The sequence below is a fragment of the Mesorhizobium sp. M0478 genome (assembly GCF_040321305.1).
Classification (GTDB): Bacteria; Pseudomonadota; Alphaproteobacteria; order Rhizobiales; family Rhizobiaceae; genus Mesorhizobium.
In genome coordinates, this window is record NZ_JAMYRH010000003.1 from 286304 (window position 1) to 301611 (window position 15308).

At 64.3% G+C, this 15308-nt stretch carries 8 protein-coding genes; 7 read left to right on the forward strand and 1 reads right to left on the reverse strand.

The window, feature by feature from the left end:
- Positions 1–12 precede the first annotated feature (12 nt).
- The gene (locus NKI64_RS09285) at positions 13–2346 is read right to left on the reverse strand and encodes a type VI secretion system Vgr family protein (RefSeq protein ID WP_352667679.1); all 2334 of its coding nucleotides are present in this window, start codon (positions 2344–2346) and stop codon (positions 13–15) included.
- A gap of 271 nt (positions 2347–2617) precedes the next feature.
- Here NKI64_RS09285 and tagH point away from each other — a divergent pair, with 271 nt between their 5' ends.
- The 7 genes from tagH to NKI64_RS09320 all read left to right on the forward strand — a co-directional run bounded on the left by tagH (position 2618) and on the right by NKI64_RS09320 (position 15125).
- Positions 2618–3640, forward strand: a complete 1023-nt coding sequence (tagH, locus tag NKI64_RS09290; RefSeq protein WP_352667681.1) for a type VI secretion system-associated FHA domain protein TagH — start codon at positions 2618–2620, stop codon at positions 3638–3640.
- 250 nt (positions 3641–3890) lie between these two features.
- On the forward strand, positions 3891–5417 hold the full coding sequence (tssL, locus tag NKI64_RS09295; protein WP_352667683.1) for a type VI secretion system protein TssL, long form: 1527 nt from the start codon (positions 3891–3893) through the stop codon (positions 5415–5417).
- Positions 5414–8935 (forward strand): type VI secretion system membrane subunit TssM, encoded by a 3522-nt coding sequence (tssM, locus tag NKI64_RS09300; RefSeq protein WP_352667685.1) that lies wholly within the window; start codon positions 5414–5416, stop codon positions 8933–8935. Before tssL ends, tssM begins: the two co-directional genes overlap by 4 nt.
- 157 nt (positions 8936–9092) lie before the next feature.
- Positions 9093–9851 carry a PP2C family protein-serine/threonine phosphatase gene (locus NKI64_RS09305; protein WP_023714861.1) on the forward strand — a complete coding sequence of 253 codons (759 nt, stop codon included), beginning with the start codon at positions 9093–9095 and terminating at the stop codon, positions 9849–9851.
- On the forward strand, positions 9848–12259 hold the full coding sequence (locus NKI64_RS09310; RefSeq protein WP_352667687.1) for a serine/threonine-protein kinase: 2412 nt from the start codon (positions 9848–9850) through the stop codon (positions 12257–12259). The genes NKI64_RS09305 and NKI64_RS09310 overlap by 4 nt, the downstream gene beginning before the upstream one ends.
- A gap of 11 nt (positions 12260–12270) precedes the next feature.
- A complete protein-coding gene (locus NKI64_RS09315; protein WP_023667922.1) occupies positions 12271–12732 on the forward strand; it encodes a DUF1036 domain-containing protein in 462 nt (153 codons plus the stop codon).
- Positions 12729–15125 carry a M23 family metallopeptidase gene (locus tag NKI64_RS09320; RefSeq protein WP_352667689.1) on the forward strand — a complete coding sequence of 799 codons (2397 nt, stop codon included), beginning with the start codon at positions 12729–12731 and terminating at the stop codon, positions 15123–15125. The genes NKI64_RS09315 and NKI64_RS09320 overlap by 4 nt, the downstream gene beginning before the upstream one ends.
- Positions 15126–15308: the final 183 nt, after the last annotated feature.

Consider the following 15308-nt stretch of genomic DNA (forward strand, 5'->3'; position numbering starts at 1 on the left):
CTGACCGTTTCCTCAGTTCTGTTTGATTTCCGAGCCCTTCATGACGATGTCGCCCGACGCGTTGGCGAATATCTTGCCACTGGCGGTTACCGTTATATCCTTGCCCTTGATGCCAATCGTCCCATCCTTCTTCATGATGATGGAGGCATCTCCGCATTTGATGGTGATCTCGTCACCGGCATCAATGACAAGCTTCTTTCCAACGCCAATCGAACCGTCGTCGGCAATGGTGATCCCGCTGCCTTTGCCTATTTTGAGCGCATGGGCGCCGCCGATATCAGTGATGTCGTCGGCCGCTATCTTGGCTGTTCGAGCCTTGCCTATCTCTGTCGCCTGCCCGCCGCCAATGTTGACGCTCTGGTTGCTTGCTATTTCGACGCCCTGATTGGCCCCAATGCTCCAACTGTCCGTGGCGCCAATCGTGTGGCTTTGACCCGCGCCCACCGTCACAGAGCGCGAGGCCCCGATCGTGTTGTTCTGTATGGCACCCACAGTCCTCGTCTCGGAGGCGCCGACGCTGTCGATGCGCGCCGCACCCACTGTGATGGTCTGCACGATCGCCACGGTCTGGGTGTGGTTGGCGCCGATCGTCTCGGTCGAGTTCGAGCCGATGTTGATCGTCTCGTCGACCCCCACCGTCAGTGAGCGGTTCTTGCCCACCGTCTCGGTGTCGTTCGACCCGATATTGGTGGTCTGGTCGACACCGACCTTGACCGTCTTGTTGTTGCCGACGTCCTCGTCGAGGTTGTGGCCGACGGAGTGCTTGGCGTCGTGGTCGATGCGGTCGGACTGGTCGTGCTGGACAAGCTTCTTGCGATCATTCTTGATCAGAAGGTGGTGGTCCTTCTGCGCCTGGAAGTTGACCAGCTCCGAGCCGGCCTTGTCCTCGAACATCAGCTCGTTGTAGCCGCCACCGCCCTTCGACGAGTTGGACTTCCAGCCCGATTGCGTGGCGTTGCCCGGCAGCCCGTAAGGCGGCATCTGCGAGGCGTTGTAGACCCTGCCGGTGATGATCGGCAGGTCGGGATTGCCTTCGATGAAATCGACGATCACTTCCTGGCCGATGCGCGGGATCTGGATGAAGCCCCAGCCGCTGCCGGCCCAGGTCTGCGACACCCGCACGAAGCAGGAGCTCTTCTGGTCCTTCTTGCCGAGGCGGTCCCAGTGGAACTGCACCTTCACCCTGGCATATTTGTCGGTGAAGATCTCCTCGCCGGACGGACCGACCACGGTCGCCGTCTGCGGCCCGCGCATGATCGGCCTTGGCGTGATGCGCGGCGGCCGATAAGCAACTGAGGTCGGCGCCACACCGAGCACCACCTTGAAATTCTCGCCATCGGTGTCGACGCCGGCGCGATAGCCCGGATCGAACAGCCGGTACTCGGCGCTGATCACCAGATACTCCTTGTTCTGGTCGTCGCGCGGAAAGCCGTCGAGCTTGAAGGTGCAGCCGGAGAACAGGCCGCGCACGGTGCCGACAGCGGCAATGCGCATATGCGGCGCCTGGATTTCTTCGCGCCTGATCGCCGCCAGGCTGTCGCCGCGCCCGACTTCCAGATGCGCGCCGGGGTGGCGATAGTTCTCGCCCGCGGCCTGCTTGTGGCCGAAGGCCTGCGCCGACTTCGCCATCAAATCGGCGGCGGGTTTTTCGAAGTCATAATCGGTGTGGGCATAGGCGCCGGGGCGCACCGCGCTGCCTGGAATCCAGTCGGTGATGTACTCGACGTCGCGGCGCGAGCCCTGCCCTTCGAACTGATAGAGCACCGTCTCATAGCCCGGCGCTGGCTTCAGCTTGCTCGTGGCGTCGGCCAGGATCAGCGTGTGCTCGCCCTCGGCATGCTCGAAGAAGTACATTATGCCTTCGTGCTCGAGCAGCCGCTGCACGAAATCGAGGTCGCTCTCGTCATATTGCACGCAATATTCGCGCGGCGGATAGGAGCCTTGCAAGCGCTTCTCGAACTTGGCGATGCCGCCATATTTGGAGAAGATCTCCTCCACGATCTCGACGGCAGTCTTGTCCTGGAAAATGCGGCAGTCGGTGGTATTGCCGAGGAACCACAGCCACGGCCTGACGACCGCCTCATAGTGAGCCAGCCGATCTTCGATGCGGGTAAGGCGAAACTCGGCGATGAGGCCGCTGAACCAGCGCTTGGGGTCGGCCTCGCCTTCGATCGAAACGGCGCCGCCCAGCATCTTCAGCGGGTCGACATCGGCATTGGTCGAGACAAATCCAACGGTGTAGGCAAGGCAGCGGCTGATCTCGTCGCGGCCGACGAGATGCGTAAAGGTCAACAGCTCGGCGCCGACCGGCGTCTGCACAAGCGCGGCGCGTTGTTCACTCGGCATGGGTCGTGCCCCTCCTGAGCGCTAGTGTGGCAGGTTCGAAGCCCTTCTTGTGTTAACGACCTCACGTTCAGGGATATTTCGCAACTTGCCACCCAAGCCATGTTGAGCCTACCACATGTTCTATGGCAGACCAAAGAGGACAAGCGGCAGGCCGTTGCTGTTTGCGCCGCTTTCGCCAGTGTGAAACGCCGCTCTCCCGCTGTGCCCGCAAGCTGCTAGACTGTGGCACATCGGATCAATGGAAACGGCAGCGGTCGACGGTCCATAGCGCATGTTCATCAGTCTGCAGATCAGCAATGTCGATGTCCTGCCTGCCGGGCTGCCGCCCGGCTACGCATCGCGCGACCGCGGCTTCGAGATCGGGCGGGAGAACTGCGCCTGGACCTTGCCCGATCCGGACAAGTTCATCTCCGGCCGACATTGCGAAATCCGCTACGAAGGCGGCGCCTTTTTTCTCCACGACGTCTCGCGCAACGGCACATTCGTCAACGGGTCGAGCCAGCGCCTGACCGGCCCGCATCGGTTGGCGCAAGGGGACCGGCTCCGGATCGGCCGCTATATCGTCTCGGTGTCGATCGATGACGGGAACCCAGCCTTCGGTGGCCATGGTTCGACGCAACGGCAGATGCCCGTTGCCGGATCCTTTCCAGACCATGTCGCATCGCCACGGTCACCGACCGCGCCACCCGCTTCGGTCTCCAGCCGGCCGCAGCAAGCCGACGAGATCCTGCGCGCGATTGCCGCCGGCGCCGGCATTCCGCCAGAGGTGCTTTTGCTGCGCCAACCGCAGGAGGTGGCCGGCGAGATCGGCGCGGTGCTGCGCATCGTCGTCGACGAGCTGGTGTTGCTGTTGAAGGCGCGCGCCGCTGCAAAAGTCCTGGCCAAGACCAGCGACCGGACCATGATCAATTCCGCCGACAACAATCCGCTAAAGTTCGTGCCCGGGACAGACGAAATCCTCGACATCATGTTCGCGCGGCGCAGGGCCGGCTATCTTGATGCCCGGCACAGCATCGAAGACGCTTTCCACGACCTCAAGACGCATGAATTTGCAACCTTCGCCGCCATGCAGGCGGCGCTGGCGCGGCTGCTCGACGATTTGTCGCCAGAAGCAATCGCGAAAAAACTGCCGCCATCCTCCTTTGCCTCGAAGAAGACGCGCGCATGGGACGCGCTGGTCGCGACTTGGCGGGCCAAGGAGGAAGCGCACGAGAACGGCATGCTGGACATATTCCTCACCTATTTCAGTGAAGCCTATGCCAAGGCCGCCAAACAGAAGACCGGCAAGGGCTAAGCCCGCGCACCGCTGAAGACACCGTGAAGGCGACCCGAGCACGGGCCGGCCACCAAAATTGCGCCGGGTTTCCATCGCAACCTTCTGAGACTACGATCACATACGACGATTGAGCACGCGGGTACGGTTGGTTGACCTCGGGGTTCTGCGGCACATGTCATGTCACGGCGAGATAGCGTCCTGCGGTCCGCGTTTGCGCGGACATGGCGCTGTGCGTCGCGCCGCGCGGGCGTAGAGGCAGGGATCGGCGATGAGCTCGAAGGATGATCCTTTCGATCCGGCCGGCAAAACCGTCATCCGTCCCAGCCGCCCCAATCCCGGCCGCAAGCAAAAGACGGTTCTCGCCCGCGATGCGCCGGCGCCCGGCAGTACGATGATCGCCCCTGCCAGCGTCCCGGAACCCACAGTTTTCGACCCCAACGCCGGCCGCCAGCCGCCATCCGACGTCACGGGGACGGTGATCTGTCAGGGTACCCCCTTCACTGAGGCGCCGGCCGATCGGTCCGTTCACGGTTCAGCCGGGACGGCTGGGAAAACGCCGCTGGATGCGCTGCTCGGCGCCAGCGATGGCGTCGACTATGGCGCGGCCAACCCGATCGTCGCTGCCGCGGCGCCCTTGCTGATGCTGGTTGGGCATCTGCGGCTGGTGGCCGTCGAAAGACAGGCCGAGAAGCTGGCGCAGCATGTCGCCGGCCTGATCGAGGATTTCGACCGCAAGATCGTCAGGACCGATACTTCGGAAGAGGATGCGCGCATCGCCAGCTATGTGCTTTGCGAAACCGCCGACGATATCATCGCCAATCTGCCCGGTTCCAGTCGGGATGCGTGGGCGCAGCACGCCATGCTGCAGCGCTTCTTCCAGCTCAAACCCACCGGCGCAGGTTTCTTCCAGGCGCTGAACACGGTGCTGGCGACGCCGGAACCTCATCGCAATCTCATCGAGCTGATGCATGTCTGCCTGTCGCTTGGCTTCGAAGGCCAGTATCGCGGCCAGCCGCGCGAGAGCCTCGAACGGGTCCGCCGCGACGTCTACGAGACATCAGCCTATTTCCGCGTCCTCGGTGACGACGACATCTCGCCGCGCTGGCAAGGCTTGTCGGTCACATCGGCGCAAGGCTCCAGGCGGGTTCCGCTCTGGGCCATAGCCGCTGCAACCGCGGCAGTTTTGACCGCAGCCTTTTTCACGCTGCGCGTGCTCATCACCAATGATGGCGAGGCTGTTGCCGGCGAGTTGCTGGCGCTCAATCCGGCGACGCCGGTCACCATCGAGCGCACCGGTTTCGTGCCGCTGACCGAGGAGGTGAAAGTCGTCGCAGCGCCAACGACGATTGCGCAGGTCGATCGCATCCGCACTGCCTTGGCCAAGGAGATCGAAGGCGGCGGCGTCAGCGTCGGCACTAAGGGTGATTTCATCATCGTGGAAATCAGCAACGCCCTGCTGTTCCAGTCGGGACGAGCCGAGGTCAAACCGGAGTTCGAGCCGGTGGCCGCCAGCATCGCGGCGGCTCTCGATGCGGAGCGCGGGCCGATCCGGATCGTCGGCCACACCGACAACGTCAAACCGAAGAAGACCAGCGCCTTCAAATCGAATTTCGACCTCTCCGTCGCACGTGCCCAGTCGGTGGAAAAGATGATCGCAGCGCATTTCAGCGATCCGTCGCGGACAAAGGTCGAGGGCAAGGGCGAGGACGAGCCCATCGCCGACAATGCAACGCCGGAGGGCCGCGCCAAAAACCGCCGTGTCGATGTAATGATCCCGCGGGAGGAGATGCTGTGACCGGCTGGCTGCTGCGCATCTTCAGCGCGCTCGCGCTCGCCGGCTTTGCAGCCGCGGTCTGGTACGCCGGCCCGTTGATCCGCTTTGCCGGCGCCCGGCCGTTGGATCCCATCTGGCTGCGGGCAGCGATCATCGGCATCGTCGTCGGAACGGTGGCGATCATCTATGCAATCCGGTTCCGGCGCAGGCGCAAGGCGCAGAAGGCGCTGGAGGCTGCCATGGCCAGCGCCGAGGATGACGGCAGCGATGCAAAGGTGCTGGAAGCTCGCATGAATGAAGCGGTCGCGACGCTCAGGCAATCGAGCGGCAAGCGCAACTTCCTCTACGACGTGCCCTGGTACATCGTCATCGGCCCGCCGGGCGCCGGCAAGACCACCGCGCTGGTCAATTCCGGCCTGAACTTTCCGCTTGCCGGGTCGGGCCAGGCGCAGCCGGTGGCGGGTGTTGGCGGTACGCGCAATTGCGACTGGTGGTTCACCGACGAGGCGGTGCTGATCGACACGGCCGGGCGCTACACGACGCAGGATTCCCATGCACGGACCGACAGCAAAAGCTGGCTGGCGTTCCTGTCGCTGCTCAAGCGGCACCGGACGCGTCAGCCGATCAATGGCGTCATCCTGGCGATCAGCCTTGCCGATCTGATGGCGGACGGCGAGCAGGCGGCCCGTGTCGCCGAGATCCGCAGCCGCCTGCAGGAAATCCACGAGGTCCTGAAGGTCCGCTTTCCCGTCTATGTGCTGTTCACCAAGGCCGACCTGGTCTCCGGATTCATGGAATATTTCGGCGGTTTCGACGAAGCACGCCGGCGCAAGGTGTGGGGCGCGACCTTCCAGACCGCCGAGCGCGGCCTGAACATGGTCGCGGAAGCGCCAGCCGAATTCGACGCGCTGGTGAAGCGCCTGACCGAAGAGATGAGCGAGCGGCTGCAGGCGGAGACCGATCCGGTCGCGCGCATCGCCATTTTCGGCTTCGCCGCGCAGCTCGGCGCGCTGAAAGGCCGGATCGTGCATTTCCTCGAGGGCGTTTTCGAGCCGACGCGCAAGCAGCTGAACGCCCCCCTGCGCGGCCTGTATTTTTCTTCCGGCACGCAGGAAGGCACGCCGATCGACCAGTTGCTGGGCAGCATAGGCCGCAGTTTCGGCAGGAGTGCCCAGGCGCATCTTTCCGGCACCGGCAAAAGCTTCTTCCTGCACGATCTGTTGAGCCGCGTCATTTTCGCCGAGTCCGGCTGGGTGTCCTATGACAGGGCGGCCGACAGGCGCGTTGCGATCGCCCGCTACGCCGGCCTGACAGCGATCGCGGCCATAGCGATCGCCGCGCTTGGCGTTCTCGGCCTGAGCTTTACGACCAACAAATCGCTGGTCGCCGCGACCGGCCAGGCGGCAGGCCAATACCGCGCGACAGCCGCGCCGCTGCTGGCCAGCACGACGGTGTCGGATGCCGACCTCGAAACCGTCATCGGTGCGCTAGATGCGCTGCGCGGCCTACCAGCCGGCTATGACACCAAGGATCAGCCGACGCCGGCCACGGCGACGTTCGGCCTCAGCCAGCGCGAGCGTATCCTTTCGGCTTCCGACACTGCCTACCGGCAAGGGCTGGAGCGCATGTTCCGCTCGCGCCTGCTGTTCCAGCTCGAACGCACGATCGAGGCCAGGATGGCCGATCCGATGGCGCTGTACGAGCCGCTGAAGATTTACCTGATGCTGGGCGGCAAGGCGCCGAAAGTGGATGACGAGCTGGTCGTCACCTGGCTGAAACGGGACTGGGAACAGAACCGCTATCCCGGCGCCCACAATCGCGACGGCCGGGCGCAATTGGAGAAGCATTTGCGCGCCATGCTGGCGCTCGACAACGACCAGGATCCCTCGTTCGAACTCAACCGCACGCTGGTCGAATCCGCCCAGCGCTCGCTCGGCCGCATGAGCCTTGCCGATCGCGCCACCGCTCTCATCCAGTCGGCCACCTATGCGGCGGCGCTGGACGATTTTTCGGTGGCCTCGCAAGCCGGCCCGGAAGCGCCGATGCTGTTCGAGCGCAATGACGGAAACGATCTCGCCGGCCTTCGCGTCCCCGGTCTCTACACCCATGCCGGCTTCGACTTCTATCTGGCGCAACTTGCCAGGAGCGCGCAGGCGCTGGTCGACGATCAATGGGTGATCGGCTCGAGCGGCGAGCAAGGCGGTTTCGACCAGGAATTGCTCAAGCTCGGCCCGGAGCTGCTCGATCGCTATGGCAAGGGCTTTGCGGCGGCGTGGAACGAGGTGCTCGACAGGTTGAAGTTCAAGGCAATGGCCGCCGACAAACCGCAATATCTGGCGCTGTCCGCAGCGGGATCACCGAGTTCGCCGCTGATGCAGCTGTTCGAGGCGATCGCGCGCGAAACAGCTTTGACGCAAGAGCGCAATCCGGCTGCGCCGTCTCAAGACAGCGACCAGGAAACCGCCGCGCGCGCCAAGGGCCTCGCCCGCATCGGCATCGAGATTGCGGCGCGCAAATCGCAGAGCAGGGCCGGGACCGCCTTTGTCAGCACCCAGAACAAGGATCCCGGCGCCAACATCGAAGCCCAGTTCCGGTCTTTCCAGGCTTTGGTGGCCGGGGCGCCGGGGCAGCGGCCGCTCGACGCCCTGACCCAGAATTTCCGCGAAATCTATCAGAGCGTGCGGCTGGCCGCCGATGTCCCCGCCCAGACGGACCAGGCCAACGCCAATCTGCAGCTGCAGATATCGACTCTACGCGCCAACGCCTCGCGGCTGCCGAAGGCGCTGGCCAGGATGGTGAGCGCGGCGGCGGACGATTTCGAGGGCACCGTCGCCGAAACATCGACCACGCGTCTCAACGAGATGCTGGAGGAGACCGTCGGCCGTCCGTGCGAAGAGATGATTGCCGGGCGCTTTCCATTCGCCCCCGCCGGTACCGACGATGTCGCCATGGCGGATTTTGCCAGATTGTTTTCTCCAGGCGGGGTTCTCGACCGGTTCTTCGCGCAGAACCTGGCGTCGCTGGTCGACATGAGCGGCCAGGACTGGGACTGGAAGCAGGACACCAGGTTCGGCCGCAATCTGGCGAAATCGACGCTGAAGAACTTTCAGCTCGCGGCACAAATCCGCGCGGCTTTCTTTCCGCTCGGCGGGCCGGTGCCGTCGATCAACATCACCTTCACGCCGCTGTCGCTGCATGGCGATGCCGACATGGCGCTGCTCAATATCGACGGCCAGGTGCTGCAGGCCACCCAGGCCGGCAACACGCCGGGCCTGATTCCGTGGCCGGGCAAGACCGGTTCGGCCAGTCTCAGCCTGACGCCGGAGCTGCCCGGCCGCGAGTCCGCAATCAAGTTCGACGGTCCCTGGGCGTTGAAACGATTGCTGGACAAGGGGCAGGTCACCGCCAATGGCGACAGTCTCGAAGCGCATTTCCTCATCGGCGGGCGCGATGTCGCCTACACGATCAAGACCGGGGAGGACGGTAATCCGTTCACGCTGCCGGCGCTCTCCGCGTTCAGCTGTCCGAAGGCTTTCTGATGGGGAATTGCATGGCAGGACCAGCGATTGCAGGACGCAGAGACAGCGGCGGCACCACACGGTCCGTCATCAGCGGCTTAGATTTCGATACTCTAATGAATGGGGCTGTGGCAGACTGGCCAGGCACGTCAGCCAAGGCGTTGCGGAGCGTAGGCAAGTGAACGATGCCGCCTTTGAGAGCTACGGCGTGAGCCACAAGGGCTGCGTGCGCGACCACAATGAGGACAGCTTTCTGGTCGAGCCGCAGATCGGCCTCTGGGTGGTGGCCGACGGCATGGGCGGGCACGAGGCCGGAGAAGTCGCTTCGGCAAGCATTGTCGAGCATCTGGCGACGATCGGCATCGCCAGTTCGGCGCCGGATCTGCGCGCCCGCTTTGAGGATCGGCTGAACCGGGCGCATGCCGAGATCCGCCGGATTTCGCGCTCACGCGGCGTGACCATCGGCTCCACCGTTGCCGCACTGCTGGCCATGGACGGCAGGTTCGCCTGCCTGTGGTCGGGCGACAGCCGCGTCTATCTCGTGCGCAACGCCGCGATCTCGCAGATTTCGCGCGACCACACCGAGGTCCAGGAACTGCTCGACAGCGGCGCGATCAGCGCGGCCGAAGCGGAGAACTGGCCGCGCCGCAACGTCATCACCCGCGCCATCGGCGTCAACGACGAAATCGCCATCGACTTCCAGCAGGGAGAGACCCTTGCCGGCGACATTTTCATCCTCAGCACGGACGGCCTGACGGCGCATGTCAGTGACGCGGAGATTGCGGCTGCAGTGCTCTCGGCAGCGCCGCAGGCTGCCTGCGAAAAGCTGCTTTCCATGGTGCTTGAGCGCGGCGGCACGGACAACGTCACCATCGTTCTGGTCAAGATCAGAGACAAAGGCAATGGCCTGTCCCGAGCAGAAGGCCGCGACCGATGAGCTCCGACGACAAGACCCGGCTATTGCCCAACATGGCGGATACCAGCGTCGGCACGCAGCTCAGCGGCATCTACGAGCTCGACGAACGCATCGCGTCGGGCGGCATGGGCGAAGTCTATCGCGGCCACAACATCCAGACCGGCGATCATGTCGCGATCAAGATCGTGCTGCCGGAATTCGCCCGCGATCAGACGATCCTGTCGCTGTTTCGCAAGGAAGCCTCGATCCTCAACCATCTGTCGCATGACGCGGTCGTGCGCTACCACGTCTTCACCATAGATCCCGGCATCGGGCGGCCCTATCTGGCGATGGAATTCGTCGACGGCCAGTCGCTGTACGACGTCATGCGCGGCGGGGCGATGGCGACTCCGGATGTGCGCAAACTGTGCCACCGGCTAGCCTCGGGCCTGAGCGCCGTGCACCAGGCCGGCGCCATCCACCGCGATCTGTCGCCCGACAACATCATCCTGCCGGGCGGCCGGGTCGAGCGGGCAAAGATCATCGATTTCGGCATTGCGCGATCGGCCGCGGTCGGTGGCGAGACGCTGATCGGCGGCAAGTTTGCCGGAAAATACAATTACGTCTCCCCCGAGCAACTCGGGCTCTATGGCGGCGAGGTCAGCGAACAGTCCGACATCTACAGCCTGGGGCTGGTGCTGGCGGCGGCGCTGCGCGGCAAGCCGATCGATATGGGCGGCTCGCAATACGAGATCGTCGAAAAACGGCGGACCGTCCCTGATCTCTCCGGCATCGATGCCGATTTCAGGGACATTGTCGAAGCGATGCTGCAGCCTGACCCGGATGATCGACCGGCCAGCATGGCCGAAATCGCCCGGTTGACGCGCGACGACAGCGACGCGACCTTGCCGCCGGCATCGCTCGCGCCCCGGCCCGGTCTGCCGCGAACCGGGCAGACCGCAGGGCCTGTCTCGAAGGTCGGGGACTCGCCGGCCCAAGGCTTCGGTTCGGCCCCGCCAAGCGGCACGGCGGAGCCGTCTTTCGTGCCGCACGTGCGCCCGGCGCACCTGTCGCACCCGAAACCGGCTGCTGAAACTCCCAAGCGAGCAAGCACACCACCGAAGCGTGCTACTACAGGCAGAAATCTGACGATCGCGGTGCTGTCGGCGGTGGCCGTGGTATCGCTTGGAGGGCTCTATGCATCGGGTATCGTGGGATTCGGAGACCGGCCTCGCGTCACCGACACCGGCAAGCCGCTCCAACCCGAACTGACAAAGCCGATCGTCGCTGACAAGCCCGTTTCGGACACTGCGCCGGTCGAGAAGACGGTGCCAAAGCCGCAACCAGCGGAGACTCCGGCTGAAGATCAGGCCAAAGCGCCGGTCGAGCCGCAGCCGACGCCGCCAGTCGCGTCGAGCGCCACGGCCCCGCTGCCGGCCGCACCAACCGACAAGACCGTCGCGCTGCAACCGCCATCCGGCCCGTCACAGTCCGATGCCGCGAAGAACCCCGAGCCTGTCAGTCCGCCGGTAGAGCCCAAGGCGACAGCGCCAGCCACGCAAACACCTGAACCGACGGCCGAGGCCCCCAAACCCACAGCACCGACGCCGGAACCCACCGCTCAAGCGCCCGAGCCCAAGGCGCAGGCGCCTGAACCGACCGCGCAGGCGCCCAAGCCGGACACGCAGGCGCCTGAACCGACCGCGGAGCCTAAGCCGAGCCAGCCCGATATCGCCAGCGGTGAGCAGGCCGACAAGCCGGCAGAGCCCGACATTGCCATGAACGTGCCCAAGCCGGAGGTGCCGCCACCGGCCGATGCGGCCGCGGAGCGGGTCACCTGGGTACGCGCCTTCAATGGTGGTGATTGTTTTTTTGCGACGGTGACGTCGGCCGCCGACAAGGGTGTCGCGATCGAGGGCTTCGGCACGTCGGTGCCACCCTTCGAACAGTTGCTTGGGGAATTCCAGGCGAAGTTCCATGTCGAGCCGGATATCAGCGTCCGCCTTATCCAGCCCCCGCAATGCGGGATCACCGGCTTCCTGCGTTTCATGGGCGCGAGCACGGCCGACAGGCCGCAGCTTGTCCTCGACCAGACATCGGTGCCGGACGGCTCGCCGATCGACGGCACGCTGGTGACGCATGGCGGGCTGGTGTCGAGCGTGTTCCTGATCGACCACAGGGGCATCGCCTTCAACCTCGACGACCATGTTGTCGTACAAGCTGACAAGGCGACCTTCTCGATCCCGATCGGGCTCGGCGCCGCCGACAAGGCGGCTGGCAAGGCGTTGCCGCAGATCATCATGGTGATCACCGGGCCGCAGGACATTAAGGCGGCGGACTTCACAACGCCGACGCCGGCCTCGGTGCTGTTGCCCAGGATACTCGACGAGATCGGCGCCAGGAGTTCGGCATTTTCGGCGACCGCCAAATATTTCCGCCTCGGCGGCTAGCACCGACGCCGATGCAACGTCGTCGCCGAGATCCCGTCCTGCTTGCCCGGAACGTGCGGGTGAAGCTCGCCGCGAGCGCGGTCGCGACGCTGTTGCTGGCGCTTCTTTCCACCGGGCAAGCGCGCGCCGAATTCACCGTCTGCAACCAGACGCTCGACGTCGTCAATCTTGCCGTCGGTCAGAAGGTCGACGATGCCGACCAGACCGATGGCTGGTGGACCATCGGCGCCAATCAATGCGTCAACGTCATTCGCGAGGAGCTGACCAACCGCTACATCTACATCTACGCGACGGATGTCTTCGGCCACGCCATCCTGGCAGGCTCCACCGACATGTGCATCGAGCGGCGGCGGTTCTCGATCCGCGGCATCGATGAATGCTGGCAGCGCGGCCATATCGCGGCGAAGTTTCTCGAAGTCGACACGCAGGAACAGGTGCGCTGGACCTTCTTCCTGACCGGAAGCGCACCGTGACGCACAGCATCGACACCAGCTTCAAGGCAAAGAAGCAGGCGCGCGCCGCGCTGCGCAGGCGCAGGATCTGGCTCGGGCTGGCGGCTGGCCTGGCGACAATCGTCCTCGCCGCGATTGCCACCGGCTTCTATCTTACCGCCGACTACTGGTCGTTCGGCGACGAGGACGAGGAACTGCATGCCGTCGAAGGCTCGGACGACGTGCCGGCCGACGCATCGGTCTACGTGCCGGCCATCATCGACCTTGCCGGCGACCCGATGTGGATCACACTGGCGCCGGAGGCCGGCGCCGCGAAGAGCCGCGAGATGCCGCGCCCGACGGAGCTCGACCAGGCCGGCATCTCCCCTCAGATCATGGTTCTCTCCGACGTGATGCTGAGCGCCAGCGAAAAATTCATGACGACGATCCCCTCGACGCAAGAGGATTTCGCTTTCTTTCAGGCGCAGCGGAAGACCGCGGTCGCGCCACCCGCCGAACCCAACGATCCGCAGAATGACCTGCAGAACGATCTTCGACCATCGCCCGGCGCGGACGGGGCTCCGGCGGCCTCCGGCCCAGCTCCTGACCCGCAGGTCGCTCCGGGTGCATCGGCGGCGGCCGATGACCCCGAGGCCGGCTGGGGCGAGACCATCGATGAGGGCGAAGCAGCACTCCCCGCCTTTCAGAAGACACCGGTCGAAAACAACACCAGCGTTGCCACCGTCAGCTCGGAATACCAGCGCTTCGAGGCGACCCAGGACATTTTCGTGAAAATCCTCAACGACCGCAGCCTGGACAGCGTGGCGCTCGATGCGCATTTTTCCGCCGACGACGCAAAGCTTGCCGGCGAGAGGCTGAAGGCGCTGTTCGACAAGGACGGCCTGCAGCCTGGCTATGTCGTGGCGATGCGCGGCTTCAGGCCGACGCGCGAGACCACGACGATGTCGCTGATGCAGGTCTCGATCTACGCCAGGAACGTCTTTGTCGGCACGCTGACACGCAACGCGGCCGGCGCCTTCGTGTCGGGCGTCGACCCGTGGGTGCGCGAGGACCTGTTCAATTATTCGGGCGCCGAGACCGAAGGCACGCAGAAACGGCAATACCGCCTGCTCGACGCGATCTACTCGACGGCTGCCCGCAACAATGTGCCGAGCGGCATCATCGGCGAAGCCATCATGTATCTGTCGCGGGGACAGGATCTGGATGCTTTCGCCAGCGAGGACCAGCGCCTTGTGCTGATCTATTCGCAGACGCCGCGCGGCAAGAACGAGACCGACGGACGGGTACTCTATGTCGGCATCCAAGGCACGCAAAAGAGCTTGGATTGTTTCGTTTTCCAGCAGGGCGACGGCCAGTTTTCCTGCGTCTCGGGCGATGACCAGGTGCGCTCGCTGACGGTGGCCAACGGCATGGTGACGCCGGTCAACGGAGTCATGACGTCGACCTTCGGGCCGCGCAAGCATCCGATCCTGGGCGTTGTTCGCATCCACAAGGGCGTCGACTGGGCAGCACCCGTGGGGACCCCGATCGCAGCAGCCTTCGACGGCGAGATCATCTTCCAGGGCGACGGCGGCGGCTACGGCAATGTGGTCAAGATCGCCCATGGCGGCGGCCGCGAGACGCGCTACGCGCATATGTCGAAATTCGCCATTGCCAGCGGTGTCGGCACCAAGGTGAAGGCCGGCGACATCATCGGCTATATCGGCACCACCGGCCTGTCGACCGGGCCACATTTGCATTTCGAACTCTATCAAAGCGGTCAGGTGATCGATCCCCTCGGAACAGTGACCGCTGCAATCGCCGTCACTTCCAGCGATCCCGCCGTCGAAACGCTGACCGACCGTATCGTCCACGTCGAATCGGGCGGTAGCGCGCGGGCCAAGAACCCGCTGTCTTCGGCGACAGGCGCCGGCCAGTTCATATCCAAGACCTGGATCCGGATGATGAACACCTATCGTCCCGAACTGGCGCGCTCGCTGTCGACCGCAGACCTGCTCGCTTTGCGCTACGACGCCACCATCTCGCGTGAGATGGTGCGCAATCTGGCGCGCGAGGGCGAAGCCTATCTCAAGGCGCGTGGCCACCAGATCACCGCCGGCCGGCTCTATCTCTGCCATTTCCTCGGTATGGAAGGCGCCCATCAGGTGCTGGCGTCGCCGGGATCGGCGCAGTTGAGCGCCGTGCTCGGCTCGTCCGTTATCCAGGCCAACCCGTTTCTTGCCGGCAAGACCGCCAGCTACGTCGTCGACTGGGCGGAACGGAAGATGGGCCGCAAATTGCCGACGCCCGCCACCACCGATGCGGGCCAGCAGACGACGACGGAAGTCCGCCAGACATCGCCGGAGTTCGAAAAATACAAGCAGGCGATAACGGCAATGGTCGGCTCGATCCAAAATACTCTTGAGCCGGGCTAGAGCTGGCAGTTCGCCCCGGCTTTCGCCAAGCCGATTGGTTCTGAGGCCGGCGAATGGTATGTTTGCGGATATTTGGGAAGGTTTTTGGGTCCTTGTGAACCAAAACTGTGGCTGGGATCACATACGCCCAACAGCCATTTTGGCAGAAGCGATACAGTCGCTGGTGAAATTTAGCATGCACAG

Bases quoted from the DNA above. Each gene is read 5' to 3' on its own strand.
- NKI64_RS09285 (WP_352667679.1), bottom strand. From the start codon at position 2,346: ATGCCGAGTGAACAACGCGCCGCGCTTGTGCAGACGCCGGTCGGCGCC.
- tagH (WP_352667681.1), top strand. From the start codon at position 2,618: ATGTTCATCAGTCTGCAGATCAGCAATGTCGATGTCCTGCCTGCCGGG.
- NKI64_RS09310 (WP_352667687.1), top strand. From the start codon at position 9,848: ATGAGCTCCGACGACAAGACCCGGCTATTGCCCAACATGGCGGATACC.
- NKI64_RS09315 (WP_023667922.1), top strand. From the start codon at position 12,271: ATGCAACGTCGTCGCCGAGATCCCGTCCTGCTTGCCCGGAACGTGCGG.
- tssL (WP_352667683.1), top strand. From the start codon at position 3,891: ATGAGCTCGAAGGATGATCCTTTCGATCCGGCCGGCAAAACCGTCATC.